General features: G+C 71.2%; 15 protein-coding genes. 6 read left to right on the top strand and 9 right to left on the bottom strand.

Features of this window, described 5'->3' with window-relative positions:
* Positions 1 to 176 precede the first annotated feature (176 nt).
* A complete protein-coding gene (locus AB0I04_RS07900) occupies positions 177 to 2,144 on the top strand; it encodes a family 20 glycosylhydrolase (protein ID WP_360880844.1) in 1,968 nt (655 codons plus the stop codon).
* A 78-nt stretch (positions 2,145 to 2,222) separates the two neighbouring features.
* Here the strand turns inward: AB0I04_RS07900 and AB0I04_RS07905 are convergent, their stop codons facing one another.
* Positions 2,223 to 2,981 (bottom strand): enoyl-CoA hydratase-related protein, encoded by a 759-nt coding sequence (locus tag AB0I04_RS07905; protein ID WP_360881044.1) that lies wholly within the window; start codon positions 2,979 to 2,981, stop codon positions 2,223 to 2,225.
* Between the two features lie 377 nt (positions 2,982 to 3,358).
* Here AB0I04_RS07905 and AB0I04_RS07910 point away from each other — a divergent pair, with 377 nt between their 5' ends.
* Complete coding sequence (locus AB0I04_RS07910; protein WP_360880846.1) at positions 3,359 to 3,526, top strand: DUF3117 domain-containing protein; 168 nt, start codon at positions 3,359 to 3,361, stop codon at positions 3,524 to 3,526.
* Between the two features lie 97 nt (positions 3,527 to 3,623).
* The gene (locus AB0I04_RS07915; protein ID WP_360880848.1) at positions 3,624 to 5,099 is read left to right on the top strand and encodes a leucyl aminopeptidase; all 1,476 of its coding nucleotides are present in this window, start codon (positions 3,624 to 3,626) and stop codon (positions 5,097 to 5,099) included.
* A gap of 15 nt (positions 5,100 to 5,114) precedes the next feature.
* Here AB0I04_RS07915 and AB0I04_RS07920 read toward each other — a convergent pair whose 3' ends face one another.
* The 8 genes from AB0I04_RS07920 to AB0I04_RS07955 form a co-directional block, all read right to left on the bottom strand.
* Positions 5,115 to 6,257 (bottom strand): hypothetical protein, encoded by a 1,143-nt coding sequence (locus AB0I04_RS07920; RefSeq protein WP_360880850.1) that lies wholly within the window; start codon positions 6,255 to 6,257, stop codon positions 5,115 to 5,117.
* A 189-nt stretch (positions 6,258 to 6,446) separates the two neighbouring features.
* Positions 6,447 to 7,373 (bottom strand): hypothetical protein, encoded by a 927-nt coding sequence (locus AB0I04_RS07925; RefSeq protein WP_360880852.1) that lies wholly within the window; start codon positions 7,371 to 7,373, stop codon positions 6,447 to 6,449.
* Between the two features lie 17 nt (positions 7,374 to 7,390).
* Positions 7,391 to 8,125 (bottom strand): polysaccharide deacetylase family protein, encoded by a 735-nt coding sequence (locus tag AB0I04_RS07930; RefSeq protein ID WP_360880854.1) that lies wholly within the window; start codon positions 8,123 to 8,125, stop codon positions 7,391 to 7,393.
* Positions 8,122 to 9,462, bottom strand: coding sequence for a polysaccharide deacetylase family protein (locus tag AB0I04_RS07935; protein WP_360880856.1), 1,341 nt, complete (start codon positions 9,460 to 9,462; stop codon positions 8,122 to 8,124). The genes AB0I04_RS07930 and AB0I04_RS07935 overlap by 4 nt, the downstream gene beginning before the upstream one ends.
* 12 nt (positions 9,463 to 9,474) lie before the next feature.
* A complete protein-coding gene (locus AB0I04_RS07940; RefSeq protein ID WP_360880858.1) occupies positions 9,475 to 10,998 on the bottom strand; it encodes a polysaccharide deacetylase family protein in 1,524 nt (507 codons plus the stop codon).
* Positions 10,991 to 12,337 (bottom strand): glycosyltransferase, encoded by a 1,347-nt coding sequence (locus AB0I04_RS07945; RefSeq protein ID WP_360880860.1) that lies wholly within the window; start codon positions 12,335 to 12,337, stop codon positions 10,991 to 10,993. The genes AB0I04_RS07940 and AB0I04_RS07945 overlap by 8 nt, the downstream gene beginning before the upstream one ends.
* A 195-nt stretch (positions 12,338 to 12,532) precedes the next feature.
* Positions 12,533 to 13,831, bottom strand: a complete 1,299-nt coding sequence (locus tag AB0I04_RS07950) for a nucleotide sugar dehydrogenase (RefSeq protein ID WP_360880861.1) — start codon at positions 13,829 to 13,831, stop codon at positions 12,533 to 12,535.
* Between the two features lie 324 nt (positions 13,832 to 14,155).
* Complete coding sequence (locus AB0I04_RS07955; RefSeq protein WP_360881046.1) at positions 14,156 to 15,580, bottom strand: sugar transferase; 1,425 nt, start codon at positions 15,578 to 15,580, stop codon at positions 14,156 to 14,158.
* Between the two features lie 216 nt (positions 15,581 to 15,796).
* Here AB0I04_RS07955 and AB0I04_RS07960 point away from each other — a divergent pair, with 216 nt between their 5' ends.
* From AB0I04_RS07960 to rfbD, 3 genes are read left to right on the top strand one after another with little or no spacing between them, the layout of a single operon-like run.
* Positions 15,797 to 16,858 (top strand): glucose-1-phosphate thymidylyltransferase, encoded by a 1,062-nt coding sequence (locus tag AB0I04_RS07960; protein WP_360880863.1) that lies wholly within the window; start codon positions 15,797 to 15,799, stop codon positions 16,856 to 16,858.
* Entirely contained in the window at positions 16,855 to 17,808 is a 954-nt protein-coding gene (gene rfbB, locus AB0I04_RS07965; RefSeq protein ID WP_360880865.1) for a dTDP-glucose 4,6-dehydratase, read from the top strand. The genes AB0I04_RS07960 and rfbB overlap by 4 nt, the downstream gene beginning before the upstream one ends.
* The gene (gene rfbD / locus AB0I04_RS07970) at positions 17,805 to 18,662 is read left to right on the top strand and encodes a dTDP-4-dehydrorhamnose reductase (RefSeq protein WP_360880867.1); all 858 of its coding nucleotides are present in this window, start codon (positions 17,805 to 17,807) and stop codon (positions 18,660 to 18,662) included. The genes rfbB and rfbD overlap by 4 nt, the downstream gene beginning before the upstream one ends.
* Positions 18,663 to 18,664: the final 2 nt, after the last annotated feature.

Consider the following 18,664-nt stretch of genomic DNA (forward strand, 5'->3'; position numbering starts at 1 on the left):
AGGATCGCCGCGAGCTTTTTCCGGCCAGGTCACAACCCGTACGGAGGGCGCGCCGGACTCACTCGTGTCCCGGGTGATCTGGAAGTCCTGCGCAAAGCTGCTTACCATGCCGGAGAATCGATCACATTAGAGCAACTCCCGGGGGTGAGTGGCTCGTACGTCGTGGAGGCGATGCCGTGCGCCGGTTCGTCGGAACACTGACCGGAGTCATCCTCGCCGGGGCGCTGGTGCCCGTCGTACCGGCGGCGGGAGCGCCGAGCGGCGCGGCGAATCCCGTCATCGCAGCGCCGGGCAGCGCGGCGAATCCGGCCCCTGTCGTCGTGCCGGGCCTGCGTGAGTGGCACGGCGCGACCGGGACCTGGCGGCCGCGCCAGGGCAGCCGGATCGTCGTCGGGCAGTCCCGGCTGCGCGCCCTCGCGACCCGGTTCGCGAGCGAGCTGCGCGCCGAGTCGGGCGTACGCGTGCCGGTCACGAGCGGCCGGTCCCGCGCCGGCGACGTCGTCCTGTCGCTCGGCTCCGCCGACGCGCAGCTCGGCGACCAGGGGTACGCGCTGAGCGTCGGCGACGCGGCGGCCGTGCGCGCCCGCACCGAGACCGGCGTGTTCTACGGCACCCGCACGATCCTGCAGGCGCTGAAGGCCGGATCCATCCCACGGGGCGACGCGCGCGACTGGCCGAACGTCCCAGAACGTGGGCAGATGCTCGACGTCGGCCGCAAGTACTTCCCGGTCTCCTACCTCAAGCAGCAGATCCAGCGGATGGCCTGGTACAAGCTGAACCTGTTCCACCTGCACCTGTCGGACTGGAACGGCTTCCGCGTCGAGAGCAAGAGGTTCCCCGGGCTGACGGCCAAGGAGCACTACACCCGGAGTGAGCTGCGCGACCTGCAGGACTACGCCCGCCGCTACGACGTGACGATCGTCCCGGAGATCGACCTGCCCGCCCACTCCGTGGCGATCAGCAAGTACGACCCGAGCCTGGCCTTCACCTGCGACTCGCTGTCCAAGCCGGACACCGGCTGGGAGGGCCACGACGCGGGCGGCTGGACCCTCGACGTCACCAAGGAGCACACCCGGACGTTCATCCACGAACTCCTCGACGACATCATCCCGATCTTCGACGGGCCGTACTTCCACATCGGCGGCGACGAGATCCCGCTCGACCCGGCCAAGAACGCCTGCCCCGAGCTCGTCGCCTATCAGAAGGCCAAGGGGTACGCCGCGCCCGGCGACGTCTTCACCGCCTTCGCCAACGAGCTGGACGCGCAGGTCCGCGCGCACGGCAAGACCACCCAGCTGTGGCAGTGGTGGGACTACAAGCAGGCCCACGGCGTCGAGGCGAACAAGGACATCCAGGTCAACGAGTGGCTGAGCAGCCCGGTCGCCCGCGCGCAGGCCGGCTACCAGGTGATCGGCTCCCAGGACGGCCACCTGTACGTCTCGCCCGGCTTCTCCACCTCGCCCGGCGGCTACGGGTACGCCGACCCCCGCCACATCTACGGCGAGTACGACTTCGTCGCCGCGCCCGGCATCCGCGGCTACAAGATCTCCCGATGGTCGGACAAGGCCGAGCAGAACCCGCCGGAGTGGTTCGACTTCTTCGCCCGCCGCCCGATCGCCGCGCTCGCCGACCGTACGTGGGGCGCGCCCCGCGACGGCGACTTCAAGGCCTTCCTCGACCGGTACGACCAGGTCGGCCTCCCCGGCGACCGGCCGGCGCTGTCCCAGAAGGGCTGGAAGCTGGTGTCGGCCTCCAGCCAGGAGACCGCGCACGAGAACGGCGCCGCCGCGAACGCCTTCGACAACGACCCGTACACGATCTGGCACAGCGACTGGTCGGCGAAGCTCCCGCAGGAGATCACCATCGACACCGGGGCCGCCCAGCGCCTCGGCGCCTTCCGGTACATGCCGCGCCAGGACGGCGGCATCAACGGCCGCGTCGCCTCCTACGAGCTGTACGTGAGCGCCGACGGGAAGCACTGGGGCGCGCCGGCGGCCAAGGGCACGCTGCCCGACACCCAGCTGGAGACCACCGTCCCGTTCAAATCGGTCACCGGCCGCTACGTACGCTTCCGGGTGCTGAGCGAGCACGGCCCGAACAACACCTACGCCTCGGTCGCCGAGCTCGACCTCTACCGCGGCTGACCCGCCCCGCGGGGGTCATTCCTGAAGGAGCGGGGCCCGTCAAGTCGCCAGGAGCGAAGGCCCCGCTCCTTCATCGCATCAATGGCCTTCGAAGACAGGCTGTTCCTTCTTGAGGAAGGCCTTGGTGGCGTTCGCGTGGTCGGCGGTCGCGGCGCAGGCGTCCTGGAGCTCCGCCTCCTTGGCGAGGGCGCCCGCCAGGTCGGCGGTGGCCGCGTGGTCGAGGGCGGTCTTCACCGCGCCGTACGCTGCCGTCGGCCCGGCGGCCAGGCGTTCCGCGAGCTCCCGCACCTCCGCTTCGAGCCGGTCGGCGGGCACGACGCGGTTCACCAGGCCGAGCTCGAGGGCCTCGGCCGCCCGTACGGGCTCGGCCAGCATCAGGAGCTCCGTCGCCCGGGCCCGGCCCACCAGCCGCTGCAGCGTCCACGACAAGCCACTGTCGGGGGCCAGCCCGATCCTGGTGAACGCCGGCGCGAAGGACGCCTTCTCCGACGCGATCCGGAAGTCGCAGGCCAGGGCCAGGGAGAATCCCGCGCCCGCCGCGACGCCGTTGACCGCGGCGATCACCGGTTTGGGCATCTGGGTGATCGCCAGCACGGTCGGGTTGTAGTGGTCCTGGATGGTGCCGGCCAGGCCACGGCCCGCCTCCAGGTTGGCGGCGTGCTCGCGCAGGTCCTGCCCGGCGCTGAACGCCCGGCCGCTACCGGTCAGGATCACCGCCCGTACGGCCGAGTCGTCCCGGGCCCGCTCCACCGCCGCCCGCAGCGCCGTCTTGGTCTCGGCGGTCAGGGAGTTCATCGCGTCCGGGCGGTTCAGGCTGATCGTCGCAACGCCGTCCATCAGGTCGTACCGCACGCTCTCCGACACGTTCAGGCTCCTTTGCCTGCGCCCGGCACCGGGGCGCTCCGTCATCCGAATCCTCCAGGCAACGATCGACGACGCCGGAGGCGCCGGGCAAGAGCCGCGCCGGAGGTTGTGGAAATCGGGCCGACCGGCCTCCGGGCCCGGGCCCATCGAACCCCCGGATCCGGGCCGCCGTCGGCCGTGGAGACGGCCCTCCGGCAGGTCTCAGCATGATCTCGAAGCTGATCGTTACCACTTAGCGCCCGGAAAACGGGATAATGGACCACCACCAGTTGACTTGAAGCGGCAGACGGGTCAGCGGCCAAAGAAGCCCGGCGGTCCCGCGCGGCCCTAGGCAGGAAGGGGATTCACGCATGGCGGCGATGAAGCCGCGGACAGGCGATGGTCCGCTCGAAGTTACCAAGGAGGGGCGCGGAATCGTCATGCGTGTCCCGCTCGAAGGCGGCGGGCGGCTCGTTGTCGAACTGTCGGCGGACGAGGCAGGCGAGCTCGGGGACGCGCTGAAGAACGTCGTCCCCTAGGACGACGTCCCACCCTGGTTCATCGAGGTTTCGCGAAGGCCCCGGCGGACGAACGCCGGGGCTTCGCTGTCCGTACCGAACCCGTACAGGAGAGACCTTGCCGGTCAACACCCGACTGAACAGCGTCGACGGCACGATCCGGGACTTCGCGACGACCGCCGAGGTCGTCGCCGTGCCCGTGCAGGCCGGTCCGGAGATCGACCCGGCCTACGTGGAGGAGCTGACCGGCCTGTTCGCCCTCGGTGCGGCCGACCTGCTCGCCCATGAGGAGGCGAAGGGCGGTCCCGGGGAGATCGTCGGTGCTCCGCTGCGGCTGGGTGACGGCATCACCGACCTGCTGCTGTACGGCGTCGGGGACGGCTCCCCGGCGGCGCTGCGCCGGGCGGGCGCCGCCATCGCGCGGCGCGGGCGGGGCTGCGCGCACGTCGCCGCGGCCGTGCCGTCCGGAGCCGGCGACGAGGGCCTCGCGGCGTTCGCCGAGGGACTGCTGCTGGCCTCGTACGACTTCCGCGTCGGCGGCCCGCCGAAGAAGCCGGCCGCCGAGAAGATCACCCTGCTCACCGACGCCGAGGCCGCCATCGAGCGCGGCGCCACGGTGGCGGGCGCCGTGGCGATCGCGCGCGACCTGGCCAACACGCCGTCCCGGGAGAAGTCCCCGCAGTGGCTGGCCGAGCAGGCCGAGCGGCTCGCCGCCGAGTCCGGACTGACCGTACGGATCCGCGACGAGCAGGAGCTGCACGCCGGGGGCTTCGGCGGGATCGTCGCGGTCGGCGCCGGGTCGGCCCGCCCGCCCCGCCTGATCGAGCTGACCTACGAGCCGGACGCGCCGGACGCCTCCGCGCGGCACGTCGTGCTCGTCGGCAAGGGCATCATGTTCGACTCCGGCGGCCTGTCGCTGAAGCCGAACGAGAGCATGAAGGCCATGAAGACCGACATGGCGGGCGGCGCGGCGGTCATCGCGGCCATGACCGCGCTGCGGGCCCTGCGCGTGCCGGTCCGGGTCACCGGCCTGGTCGCGGCGGCCGAGAACCTCCCGTCCGGGTCCGCCATGCGCCCCAGCGACGTCATCCGGCACTACGGCGGCACCACCTCCGAGGTGCTCAACACCGACGCGGAGGGCCGCCTGGTCCTGGCCGACGCCCTCGCCTACGCCGACGCCGAACTCGACCCTGACGCGCTCGTGGACATCGCCACGCTCACCGGCGCGGCCAAGATCGCGCTGGGCACGCGGCACGGCGCGCTGTACGCGACCGAGGACGCCCTCGCCGCCGCACTGCTCGGCGCGGGCGAGGAGAGCGGCGAGCCGCTGTGGCGCATGCCACTGACCGACGAGTACCGCGAGGCCATCGACTCCGACGTCGCCGACCTCGCGAACGTCGGCCGGGGCGGCTTCCGCGCGGGTTCGATCGTCGCGGCGCTGTTCCTGCGGGCGTTCACCGGGCGGCGGGCGTGGGCGCACCTCGACGTCGCCGGGCCCGCCCGCGCCGGCTCCGACGACGCCGAGGTCACCCGGGGTGCGACCGGTTACGGCGTCCGTCTCCTGCTCCGCTGGCTGAGCCCCGACGCGGCCTGAGCGCGCCGCCGCCGGTCATTCCGCGCTCGACCGGCGGATCGAGTCGAGCGTCCGCAGCGCCGTCGTGTACTCCTCGGTCGCGTCCTGAAGCTCCTCGACCGACTCACGAAGGATGCCGAATCGGCGATCCTCGGCGAGGCGGCTGAGCAGGTGCAGCGGGACCACGATCGCCCGGAAGGCGGCCGGCGTGTTGGACCGGACCAGCGGAACCCGGCCGTACAGCGAGTCCGCCGTGTCCCGGTAATCCCAATGACCCGGTGCCTGCCGGATCAGCGTCTCACCCAGGTAGCGAACCGCCCCTACGACGAACGGGTCGTCGGCGGCCGAATGGGCCGCGTTCCAGTCGGCGAACCGATGGAGGACCTGCCGTTCCAGCGCGTCCAGGGAGTCGAGGGAGAAGTCGACGCGGTGATCCTCCGGCAGGAACCGGGCACGCCACCCGTCGAGCGCATCGGCCATGTCGGACAGCCATGTGTCGAGGAAGACCTTGGCCGGCTCGGTCATGGATTGGCGGGCGTCCTGCATGTACCACTCGACCGTGCCCGGCTCCGCCGTCGGCGGCTCTCCGAGCCGCGGCCAGTCCGCGTCCAGCCCGTGGAAGTCCAGGCCGAACTCGTCCCGAAGCGCCATGGCCTGTTTCGGCGAGGCGAGGACGTACACGTCGTCCTGGCAGGCCTCCCTCTTCTCCCGGAGCAGCTCGTAGAACACGCGCGGATCATCACCGCCCGGGTCCAGATCGTTGATCTGCTCTGACACCGCCGCCTGGTCCACGTAGTCGTCGGACTGGTGCTCGACGTGCCACCAGACCGCCTCGCCGTTACGCAGGAAGTGCAGATACTCGGCGCTGTCCTCGTCATCCTCGTCGCGCACCAGCACGACGTCGGTGACGACCACCGCGCCACCGGTGCACGCCGTCACCTGCGTCTCCAGCAGATACGCGTAGTAGCTCTCCACGTAGTCGACGTCCTCGCCGTGCACCGAGATGGCGACGCCGAACTCGGGCAGCCAGCCGAACACGTCGCGCTCGCTCAGATCCTCATCCAGGTGATCTTCCCGCCACTCGGCGATCCCGGCGAGCACAGCTGCGGCCTTCTCCTCCGTCAGCATGCCCAGCCCGACCATCCACTCGGCCAGCGCTCGAAGTGTTCTCCTCGCCATACCGCGGGATTGTGGCATCGATCGCCGACAGACCGGCGGCGAGCCGGTGGTCACCGCGTCGCGTACGAGCCGCAGGGCAAGCCCCGCGGCCTGCATCGAGGCTCCGGCAGCCCGGCGGTGCTCTCGCTCGCCGCCGACGAGGCATGGCACGGGCTCCGGGGCCGGTGCGGCGTTCCGGCCCCGGAGCGGTCACGCCCGGGTGACGCGGAAGCCGGTGAACTCGAAGTCGCAGTTGTCGCCGCGCAGCCCGACCGCGCCGGGGGCCAGGATCGCCGCGCCTTCGCCGCCGTCGTCGGTGGTGGACAGCACCTGCCGGCCGTCCCGCGCGACGGTGATGGTCACGAGCCCGCCGCCGGACGTCGCGATCCGGACCCGGAACGCCTGCCACCGGCCGTACGGGACGGCGGAGGGGACCTGGCCGAGCGTGACGTACGTGCCGCCGTTGGCCTCGCCGCCCGGCAGCTTCTTCTTGACCACGATGAGGCCGTCCCGGCGGTTCAGCGAGACGACGTAGAGCTTCTCGGGGCTCTGCCAGCGTAGGAAGACGTGTACGCCGTCGATCTCCGACGCCGCCGCGCGCCCGGCGCCGGTCAGCCCCAGGTTCCGCAGGCGCAGGGAGACCGCCACGTCGCCGAAGTCACGTCGGCGCGTGGTCATCCGGAACACGCTCGACCCGGTGCTCCGGGACGAGCCCGCGTCCGGCACCGAGGCGTCCGGCACGCCCGTCCACGCGACGCCCCGGTGGATGAACAGCGACCCGCTCGTGACGTCCCAGTCCCGGGAGACGTGGGTGCCGGGCGTGCGCGGGTTCCAGTGCGCGAACTCGTTGGTCACCAGGCGGTCTGGCCCGGACAGCCGGGGCGCGAACAGCGCCGGACGCGGCCGCGTCACGACCGCCCAGGTGCCCGCCGCGACGACCGCGACGGCGGCGCCGATGAGGACCGCCCGGCCGCCCCGCCCGCCGCCCCAGCGCCAGGCGCCGGCGGCGCGGCGCGATGGGCGCGCCGCGCCGAGTGCGTCTCTCCCGGGCTCCCCTCGATCTACGCGGACCGCGTCGGACCCGTCTTGTCGATCTACTCCGAGGGCGTCTCCCGTACGCCCGTCGTGCCGATCCATCGGCGCGTCCTTCCTGGTCAGTCGGTGGCGAGGGCGGTGCAGAACCCGCGTTCGCGGAGCCCGCGGATCACCGTGGGCAGCGCCTGGACGGTGGCGGCGGACTGCCGTACCCCGTCGTGCATCAGGACGACGGAGCCGGGCACCGCCTGGTCGAGGACGGACGCGGCGATGTCGCCGGGCTCGCGGCCCCGCCAGTCGTCGGTGTCGATCGACCAGCGGATGACGCGCAGGCCCAGCAGCTTCGCCTCCCCGTCCACGGCGGCGCTGGTGTTGCCGAACGGCGGCCGGAACAGCGTCGGGGCGGGCGCGCCCGCCGCGGTGATCGCCTGCTGGGTCCCGGCCAGCTCCCGGTCGATCTGAGCCTGGTCGAGGTCGGCCATGTGCGGGTGGCTCCAGCTGTGGTTCTCCACGAGGTTCCCGCCCGCGACCTCGGCCCGGATGAGGTCTGGTCGGGCGGCGGCCTTGCGGCCCATGACGAAGAACGTCGCCCGGACCCGGTAGGCGCGCAGGACCTTCAGCACCTGCGGCGTGTAGATGTCGGGCCCGTCGTCGAAGGTCAGCGCGACCCGTCCCCGCGTACAGCGGTTGTCGGTCCGCGCAGCCTGCAGCATCGCGTTGGTGACGACCGTACGGGCCTTCTCGGCGCCCGCCCTGCGCGGCGGGGACAGCACGTCGACGGCGAGACCCGCGGTGAGGGCCAGCAGCCCGACCCCCACCCCGAGCTCCGCGAGTGTCCTCCTGGTGAGACTCATGGGTTCGCCGGGTCGGTGATGTCGTAGTCGTCGGTGTAGACGGTGCCGGTGCCCGCGAGCGAGAGGCCGACGCTCAGGCCGGTGGCGCCGGAGGGCACGGCCGGGCTGGTGTAGGCGGGGGTCTTCGTCCAGGCGCTCGTCGCGGGCAGCGCGGGGCCGCTCGTCCAGTACGCCCACGTGCCGGCCGTGGTCCGGTAGTACAGCGTCAGCTTGACCTGCGTGTCGGCCGGCCAGGTGCCCTTGTACCAGACCGACGCGTCGTAGACGTGGCCCGGTGTGGCGACCGGCGCGCAGGTGTTCGCGTCCTGCTTGGTGACGAGTTTGCGGTCACCGCTGGTCCAGGCCGTGACGTCGAGCTGCTGGGCGTACGAGCCGGTGTGCGCGTCGGTGGTCCGGGTCCAGGTGTAGGTGTTCGTGCCGTACCCGCCGTACTGGAAGCACGCCGGCAGTCCGCCCGTGGCCGACTCGAGCGACGGGTTCTGGACGAGGTTGCCGTGGGTCGGCGGGTTCAGCGGCGGGCCGTTCACGGGCGGCTGCTGGGCGCCGCCGATCACCTGGTCGACGGTCTTTACCGTCGTGCCGTGCAACAACCTGCGCGGGGCGAGCCAGTCGAGGAAGTCCGACAGCGTGCTCGGGCTCACCGAGTAGGTGTCCGTGCAGGCGTCGCAGACGTGGTGGAAGACGAGTTGCACCCAGCCGCCGCCGTGGTTCTCCGCGTTGGTGACGTAGCTCTTGATGGTCGCCAGGCTCGTGTCGGACTTGATCGAGTCGGGGGTCTGCGTGTTGTACGCGTCGGCGGGCGGTATCGTCTCGGCGTACCCGCAGCCGTCGCAGGAGCCGGGCGAGACGACGCCGCCGACCGTCCGGGCGCTGTTGTACCCGCAGTCGTGCGCGATCTGCTCGGTGGCGGCGTTCGACGCGCCGTACGGGTAGGCGAAGTTCTTGACCGCGAAGCCCCAGTTCAGCAGGGTCACCCGGTCGTTGCAGACCTCCCGCTTGGCGTCGTCGGAGGACAGGGTCGTCAGGTCGGCGTGGTCGACGGTGTGGCCGCCGATCTCGTTCCCGTCCGAGGCGAGCGCCGCGATGTCGGCCTGACTCATGTAGTTGGTCAGGTTGGTCTGGCCGCTGTTGATGTAGAAGACGCCGTGCATGGCGTGGGCCTGGAGGATCGGCCGCGCGTTGGTGAACTGGTCCTTGACGCCGTCGTCGAAGCCGAGGGTGACGACGGTCGTCGTCGCGGCGTGCGCCGTGGTGGCGCCGGGCACGGCGAGTGCCGCGCACAGCAGGGCGAACAGCGCCGCGAGGCGCGTCGTCGGCGGAGGAGGTATGGGGGGCATCGGTCCTTCTCTCTAGGGTTGCGGGGTGAGGGTCGGGGCGGAGTAGACGACGGTCCGGTGGCCGCCCTCGGCGGCGATGGCGAACTTGACCCCGCCTTCGTGGAGCCGCGGGTCGAACTTCACGCGCAGGCGGCGCCCGTCGATGGTCACGTCGGCGGTGTCGCGGCGGACCTGGATCCGCACGGTCCGGGCGGTGCCGCCGGGCGGGAGGGCGGCCTTGGCGAGCACGACCCGGGCCGCGTCGCCGATCTGCTGGCGGACCACGACCGAGCCCTCCCCGATGAGGACCTCGACCCGGCCGCGGTGGCCCGCGCCCGCCCCGTCCCGTACGGCGATCACGGCGGCCGCGTGGCGGTCCACGCCGGTGAGGCGCGTGCGCAGCGTGTAGTCCACCCACTGGCTGGTGTTGACGTCGCCGAGCATGCAGGTGCCGTAGCCGTCGCTGCGCACGGCGAGCGCCCCGGGCCGGTGGGAGCAGGTGGCGAGGTCGCCCATCCAGTGCAACGGCGCCAGGCCGTGGGGCGGCGCGACCGGCACCGCGCCCCGGACCATCTCCAGCAGGTCGGACACCGACGTCGTCGCCCGGACGCCGATGCGGTCCAGCGTCCACCGGGGCGATCGCCCGCTGATCGCGTTGACGTGCTCGGTCGGGACGTTCTCGCCGATGAAGGCGACGCCGAACCCGGCGGCCCGCAGCAGGCCGGGCAGTTCCCGGGCGAGCGCCGGGGAGTTCCCCGTGCTGCCGGTGTCGCCGAACGGGTAGGAGAACGCGCTCGCGGGCCGTCCGAAGACGTGACGGAAGAACGCCTGGCTCTTCGCGAGGTCGCCGCGGACGCGGGACCGCCACGCGGCCGGGGACTCCAGCCGCCCGTGCACGAGGATCCGGTTGCCGAGCGACGGCGCGAGGTCGCCCGGCACCGGGACCTGCTCGTGCAGCGCGTGCGTGTGCGAGCCGAACTCCCAGCGGCCCGTCGCGCGCAGCGACTGCAACTGCCGGGTCGACAGGTAGTACGACGGGGTGCCGGCGGCGACCATCTTCGACGTGGTCAGGAAGGCGACCGCGGTGAAGTGGTACCGCTTGAGCATCGGGTCGACCGTCGTCCAGTCGGTCAGCGTCCCGTCGTCGAACGTCAGGAGCAGCGCCCTCGGCGGCAGGCTGACCGGCTGGTGCGCGATGAGCCGCTCCACGTCGGCGAGCCGGACCGTGCGGTACCCGGCGGCCGCCAGGGCGGCCAGGTGCTCGCCGAACAGCCGCCGGGTCAGCGTGCTGCCCGCGTGGTCGTCGTCGGACACCGCGTGGTACGTCAGCACGACCACCGACCCCGGATATCCGGGCAGGGCGGCGGCGGTCCGCGCGGTGGCCGCGTCCAGCCGTTCGGGGACCGGGGTCTGCTGCGGCGGGTCGAACGGTCGGCTCGCCGCGACCCACACGACGAGCACGAGGGCGAGGGCGGCGGTGAAGACCGCGCTGTTCACGGCGGCGGTCAGCCGCCCGACCGCCCCGCGACCGGCCGCCGGGCGTACCGCCTCAGCCATCCTGCACCGTCCGCGGGCTCGGCTTGATCCGCGGGTACGGCGGCCGGTGCCGGTCCACCGAACGGGTGCCCCATTTCCCGTCGCGAATGCGGGCGATCGCCCACAACAACTGCGGCGAGAAGCTGATATAGAAGAACGTTCCGAGAAAGGCGTACAGCCATAGGCCGTCCTTTCTCAGCATGCGGTACACGAACGCGTACGCCATCGAGACGAGATAGAGGCCGAGGAAATAGATCAGCGGCGAATGCCCTTCCACGACGGCCCGGGCGACGGTGAGGAAGATGACGATGGGGCTGAGCAGCCCGGCGCACGTCTGCACCAGGACGGACGGCAGCGCGCGGGTCCGGCTGCGCCAGATGTGCGCCAGCAGCAGCGGCCCTTCCCGGCTCCAGGACTTCTTCCAGCGCAACTGCTGCCGGAAGAACTTCCGGTAGGCGTCCGGGACGTCGGTCCACGCCTCCGCCCGTGAGTCGTACCTCGTCACCCAGCCGGCCTTGATGACACGGTTGGTCAGCGCCCGGTCGTCGCCGTAGGTGCACTGCGTGCCGAGGAACCGCTGGTTCTCCCAGGCGTCCAGCAGGGGTTCGACGGCCGCGCGACGGTAGGCCGCGAAGCAGCCGGAGCAGCAGGTCACCGCGCCCAGGACGGACTCGGCGCTCTTGAGCAGCTGGAACGAGACGTAGTAACGCGCCGCCTGCATGCGCGTCAGCGTGTTGGTGTCGGCGTTGCGCGCGTACGTGAGTCCGGAGATGGCACCGACCTTCGGGTCGGCGAACCCCTGGACGAGCTTGCGCACCGCGCCCGGTGCCGGCATCGAGTCGGAGTCGACGAAGACCAGGATCTCCGCCGACGTCGCGCGGATGCCGGCCGCCATCGCGGCGCGTTTGCCCTGGTTGCTCCCCAGATCGACGCACTGCACCGACCCCAGGGGATGGCGGGCGGCCGCTCGCAGCATGTGGTCCCAGGTGTCGTCGCTCGACCCGTCGTTGACGACGACGAGCTCGAGCCGGTCCCGCGGGTAGTCCAGCGCCATGCAGGAGTCGATCGTGCGGGCCACGGCCTCGCCTTCGTTGAAGGCGGGCACGATGATCGCGACCGTGGGCGTGATCCCCGCGTCGCGCGGCGGCCGGTAGAAGGCCGCGAGCAGGAACCGGCTCAGCACGTAGCCGCTGACGGCGATCGTGTACGTCGGGGTGAACGGGTCGCCGCGCAGGAAGGCGACCTTGATCCCCACGTGCCAGCCGATGACCAGGCAGATGACGGTGACGCCGACGAACGCCCCGAGGGACGCGAGCCGCCCGGGCCGGGCTCGGTCCCCTGGGAGGGGTGGCGTGGTCACGAAAGCTCTCCTCATGCTCGAAGGGCAGGGCAGGGCAGGGCAGGAACAGGTCGGGGCAGGACTAGGGCGGGGCCGGATGAGGCAGGGCAGGGCGGGACTGAGCGGGGCAGGGCACGAGACGGCGCCGGCGGTCCGGCTCCGCGATTCGGTGGAGGACGGTCGGGATTCGGGGAGCGTGATCGCGCCCCGCGGCGGTCAGAGGGGGACGCGGCGGCCCGCGCCGGTCAGGCGGTAGGTGGCGTCCAGGACGAGCTGGTCGGCGGGCAGCCAGGACAGGTCCAGGGCCCGGTGCGTGGTGTGCGCGACGACGAGGTCGGGGGCGTCGCCGGGCGGGTCCACGCTGCCGAGGAGACTGCCTCCCGGCAGCCGGAGCTCCGGGACGAACGGGTCGTGGTACGCGACGTCGGAGCCGGCGGCGAGCAGGCCCTCGATGATCTCCAGGGCGGGGGACTCGCGGACGTCCTCGACGTCCGGCTTGTACGTCACGCCCAGCAGGAGGATCCGTGCTCCCGCCAGGCCGATCCCGGCTTCGGACAGCACCTCGCGGACGCGTTCGATGACGCGGCGGGGGCGGCCCGCGATCGCGGACATGGCCTCGGTGACGAGGGGGGTGGGCAGCCGGCTCTTGCGCAGCTGCCACAGCAGGTAGTGGGGGTCGCAGGGGATGCAGTGGCCGCCGGCGCCCGGACCGGGGAAGAAGGGCATGAACCCGTACGGCTTGGTCGCCGCCGCGGTGATGACCTCCATGACGTCGAGGCCGAGCGTCCGGCTGATCTCCGCGATCTCGTTCGCCAGGGCGATGTTGACGGCGCGGAAGGTGTTCTCGAACAGCTTGGTCATCTCGGCCGCGCCGGAGGAGGACACCTCGTGCAGGTTGCCGGTGCAGTGGGCGAGAACCTTGACCGCCTCCGCGGTGCACTGCGGCGTGGTGCCGCCGACGACCCTGGGCACCACCTCATGGGCGTACCGGTCGTTGCCCGGGTCGATTCGCTCCGGGCTGAACGCGACGAACACGTCCCGGCCCACCTGGAGCCCGCGCCGCCCGAGCGGCCCGGCGAGCAGGTCGTCGGTGCAGCCCACGTAGCTGGTCGAGGTCAGAATGACGACCTGTCCGGGGACGGCGTGCAGGACCGCCGCCGCACAGGCCCCCTCAACGGCGGACAAGTCCGGGGTGAGGTGAGGGGTGACCGGCGTCGGCACGCAGATGACCACGGCCCGCGCCCACGACGCGTACGACGGGTCGGTGACCAGTGCGAACGCGTCATCGGCCAGCGCGGCCTCGAGGCGCCGGTGGTCGGAGTCGAGCAGGTCGACCTGGCGTTCCCGGATCCGGGCGAGGCGGCCGGCACTGGAGTCGATGGCCAGCACGCGGGCGCCCGCGGCGTGGAACGCCAGGGCCGTCGGCAGGCCGACGTAGCCGAGGCCGACGATGGCGACGTCGTACGCCCCGGACGCCGGGGCACGAGAGTCGAGGTCCAGCGCTGCGGCGTTCATGCGGCGGCCTCCGCGCAGTAACCGACATTTCCGATTAATGCCGCGCGAATCGCCGACGAGAAAGGTGACGTTCCTCTGATATCCATCTTTCGCCTCACTGAGGGGGTGATTGCCGAAAGGGCGGCAGAAGGCATGTTGTCGTGCCTGATGCCCGGAGAAACCCCGCAAAGGGGTGAGGCGCTCTACGTCACCCGCCGACGTTGCAAATGCTTGGTCGTGTTAAGTAAGCGACGTTAATTAGTGCAAGATGGATAAAACGCCCGCGCGGGTCGGCGGTCGCGGGTGTCCTCGCGTAACCGGGCGGGGGAAGCCCTCGGCCCGGGGTCAGTAGGCTCCCGAGCCGCGGATCACCGCGGAGAGGGTCTTGCAGAGGATCTGCATGTCCAGGGTGAGGGACCAGTTCTCGACGTAGCGCAGGTCGAGCCGGACGGCCTCGTCCCACGACAGGTCGGAGCGGCCGCTGACCTGCCACAGCCCGGTGAGCCCCGGCTTGACGGCGAGGCGGCGGTACACGTCGCTCTCGTACCGCGAGACCTCCTCCGGCAGCGGCGGACGCGGCCCGACCAGCGACATGTCGCCGCGGAGAATATTGATCAGCTGGGGGAGCTCGTCGAGCGAGTAACGGCGTAGCCACCCGCCGATCCGCGTGACCCGAGGATCTACTTTGAGCTTGAAGAGGACGCCGTCGCCGTCGTTGCGCCCGAGAAGCGCGGGCCGGAGCTTCTCCGCGTCCTTCACCATCGTGCGGAACTTCAGCATCCGGAACACCTTGCCGTCCCGGCCGATGCGCCGCTGGACGAACAACGCGGGACCGGTGAACCGCAGGAGGGCGGCGATCACGACCAGTGCCGGGGCGAGGAAGAGGAGGGCGAGCCCGGCGACCAGCCGGTCGAAGAGGCTCTTGACCACCCGTCGGCCGCCCGTCAGTTCGGGGTGATCGACGTGGAGCAGGGGCAGGCCGGCGATCGGCCTGATCGTCGTACGTGGTCCGGCGACGTCCATCAGCGCCGGGGCGACGAAGAGATCGGTGTCGCCCTTCTCCATCTGCCAGGCGAGGCGTCGCAGCCGTGCGGCGTCGATCTCCGGACAGGCGAGGACGGCGACCGTGTCGGCACGGCACACGTCGATCACCCGGGCGACATCGTCGAATCCGCCGAGTACCGGAACGTCGTCCAGATCGTCCTTTCCGCTCTCAGGGGGGAGGCAGGCGGCGACGATGTTCAAGCCGTGGAACGGTGTCCGCCTGAGTTCGTGGATGAGTTCGGTGACGGCGCTGCGGTGGCCGACCACGACACTGCGCCGCATGCACGCGCCGCGGGCGCGCAGGTGGTGCAGCCGCCTGCGCAGGAGATAACGCCCAGTGACGTCCAGGAAGATCATCAGCGGCAGCGTCACGAGGGTGTATCCCCGCGCGACCTCCGCCTTGGTGACGTAGGACAGGTTCGTCACCGCCGCGCTCAGTAACAGGCCGACGTTGAGCACGCGCCGGAATTCGTCAGATCCGACGCCGAAGAATCGTGGCTCGTACGCGCGGCCGGCGGCGACGGAGAGAATCCAGATGAATGGCAGTGCAATCCCTAGAGTGGCGTCCGGCCAAGGCGTGGTTATGGCACCCCAGAAACGCCCGATAAGGCCGACCGTGCTGGCGGTGATAGCGCTGGAGACGTCGATGATGACGAGCCAGCGAATATAAGGCGGAATCCAACCGTGGCGACCGGTCAGTCGAAAACTTTTTTCTCGTAGGGTGATGGCATCCGCTTGCTCGACAGTCGTCACGACCCGCCCCCGCGATCTTGGTGCGATGTGTTCCTGGGCTGGAGAATGTCAAGCGATGCGGTAGATAGGAAGGGTTTACATCGAGGCCGCATGTGGCCGAGCGTCGTTATCGTGGCGGTTTGCCGTGGTGCTGGCCGGACGTGGCCGCGCGCTCGCTTATTTCCTGTTCGGGTATCTAGGTTCACTCTCGTGAAAGCCCTTGTGTTGGCCGGGGGATCGGGCACGCGGTTGCGGCCCATTACCTATACATCGGCCAAACAGTTGCTGCCGGTCGCGAACAAGCCGGTCCTCTTCTACGGGCTGGAGGCGATCCGTGACACCGGGATCACCGAGGTCGGCATCGTCGTCGGGGACACGGCACCGGAGATCCAGCGTGTTGTCGGCGACGGCTCGGCCTTCGGCCTCGACGTCACCTACATCCGGCAGGACGCCCCCCTCGGCTTAGCCCACGCGATCCTTGTCTCTCGCGGCTACCTCGGCGACGACGACTTCGTGATGTACCTGGGCGACAACTTCATCGTCGGCGGGATCACCCCCTTCACCCGGCAGTTCCACCGGGACCGGCCGACCGCGCAGATCATGCTGACCCGGGTTCCGGACCCGCGCGCCTTCGGCGTCGTCGAACTCGACGCCGCCGGGCGCGTCGCCGGCCTGGAGGAGAAGCCCGAACACCCCAAGAGCGACCTGGCGCTCGTCGGCGTCTACCTGTTCACGCCCGCGATCCACGACGCGGTGGCCGCGCTGAAGCCCTCCTGGCGGAACGAACTGGAGATCACCGAGGCGATCCAGTGGCTGGTCGACACCGGCCACGAGGTCTCCTCCGCCGTCATCTCGGGCTACTGGAAGGACACCGGGAACGTCGAGGACATGCTCGAGGTCAACCGCCTCGTGCTCGAGGGGCTCGAGCCGCGCGGCACGGTCGACGACTCCTGCGAGGTCATCGGGCGGGTCGTGGTCGAGGAGGGCGCGATCGTCACCGGATCGCGCATCGTGGGCCCGGTCATCGTCGGGCGGGGCACGCGGGTGACCGGCTCCTACCTCGGCCCGTTCACCTCCATCGCCGAGGACTGCGTCATCGCCGACAGCGAGATCGAGTACTCCATCGTCCTGCGCGGCGCCTCCATCAGGGGCGTACGACGGATCGAGGCGTCGCTGATCGGGCGCGAGGCCGACGTGACGCTCGCGCCGAAGGTCCCGAACGCGCACCGGCTCGTCCTGGGCGACCACAGCAGAGTGCAGATCTCCGCATGAGGGTGCTCGTGGCCGGAGGCGCCGGCTTCATCGGATCCCACTACGTGCGGACGCTCGCCGGCGGTGGCTATCCCGGATACGAGGACGCCGAGATCACCGTTCTCGACAAGCTCACCTACGCGGGCAACCGCGCCAACCTCGCAGGCACCCGCTGCACCTTCGTCCACGGCGACATCGGCGACGCCGAACTCCTCGCGAAGGTCCTCCCGGGCCACCAGGTGGTCCTCAACTTCGCGGCCGAGACCCACGTGGACCGGTCGATCGCCGACGGCTCGGACTTCGTGGCCACGAACGTGGGCGGCACGCACGCGCTCATGCGGGCTTGCGCGCGCTCCGGGGTCGAACGGGTGGTGCAGGTCTCCACCGACGAGGTCTACGGAAGCATCGAGACGGGCTCGTGGACGGAGGACGCCCCGCTCGCGCCGACCTCGCCGTACGCCGCGGCCAAGGCCGGCGGCGACCTGATCGCGCAGTCCTATGCCCGGACCCACGGCCTGGACGTCGTCATCACCCGATGCTGCAACAACTACGGGCCCTACCAGTTCCCCGAGAAGGTCATCCCGCTGTTCGTGACGAACCTCCTCCGGGACCGGACGGTTCCGCTGTACGGCGACGGCCGGAACGTACGGGGCTGGGTGCACGTGGACGATCACTGCCGGGGCATCCAGCTCGTCCTGGAGAAGGGGCGGACCGGAGAGGTCCACCACATCGGCGGTGACGTCGAGCTGACCAACACCGAGCTGACCGAACGCCTCCTCGAAGCCTTCGAGGCGGGCTGGGGAAGCGTGCGGACCGTGGCGGACCGGAAGGGACACGACCGTCGCTACTCCCTGAACGACGACCTCCTGCGCGGCATGGGCTACCGGCCACGGATCCGCTTCGACGCCGGCCTCGCGGCGACCGTGCGCTGGTACGCCGAGAACCGTGCCTGGTGGAAGGCCCTGACATGAGCACGTGGCTGGTGACCGGTGCGTCGGGCATGCTCGGCGGCGAGGTCGTGAGCCTGCTGGCCGCGGAAGGCGAGACGGTGACCGGGCTCGACCGGGCCGGCCTCGACATCACCGATGGTGACGCCGTACGCGCGACGCTGCGGGCGGCGCGCCCGGACGTCGTCGTCAACTGCGCCGGGTGGACGGCGGTCGACGCGGCCGAGGAACACGAAGAGGAGGCGCTGCGCGTCAATGGCGACGGAGCGCGCAACCTCGCCCTCGCCTGCGCGGCGATCGGCACCCGCCTGGTCCAGGTCTCCACCGACTACGTCTTCGACGGGACCGCCCGCGAGCCGTACGCCGAAGACGCGCGGCCCTGGCCGACCGGCGCGTACGGGCGGACGAAGCTCGCGGGGGAGCGAGCCGTGCTGGCGGAGCTGCCCTCCGCCGGGTACGTGGTCAGGACGGCGTGGCTGTACGGCCGGGGCGGGCCGAACTTCGTCGCGACCATGCTCCGGTTCGAGCGCGAGCGCGAGAAGATCGAGGTCGTCGTCGACCAGCGCGGACAGCCGACCTGGGCCCGTGACGTGGCCGGTCGCATCCTGGCCCTGATGCGTTCCGGCGCGGAGCCCGGGATCTATCACGCGACGAGTTCCGGGCAGACAACGTGGTGGGGGCTTGCCCGCGAGGTCTTCCACCTGCTCGGGGCGGACGAGCAGCGGGTGCTGCCGACGACGGCCGACGGGTTCGCGCGTCCGGCGCCACGTCCCGCGTACAGCGTGCTCGGACATGGGCGCTGGGAGCGTGCCGGGCTGGAGCCGATCCGCGACTGGCGGGCCGCGTTGCGCGCGGCGCTGCTCGACGGCCTGGGCTGACG

Origin of the sequence: Actinoallomurus sp. NPDC050550 (genome assembly GCF_040655075.1) — a bacterium.
GTDB lineage: Bacteria > Actinomycetota > Actinomycetes > Streptosporangiales > Streptosporangiaceae > Actinoallomurus.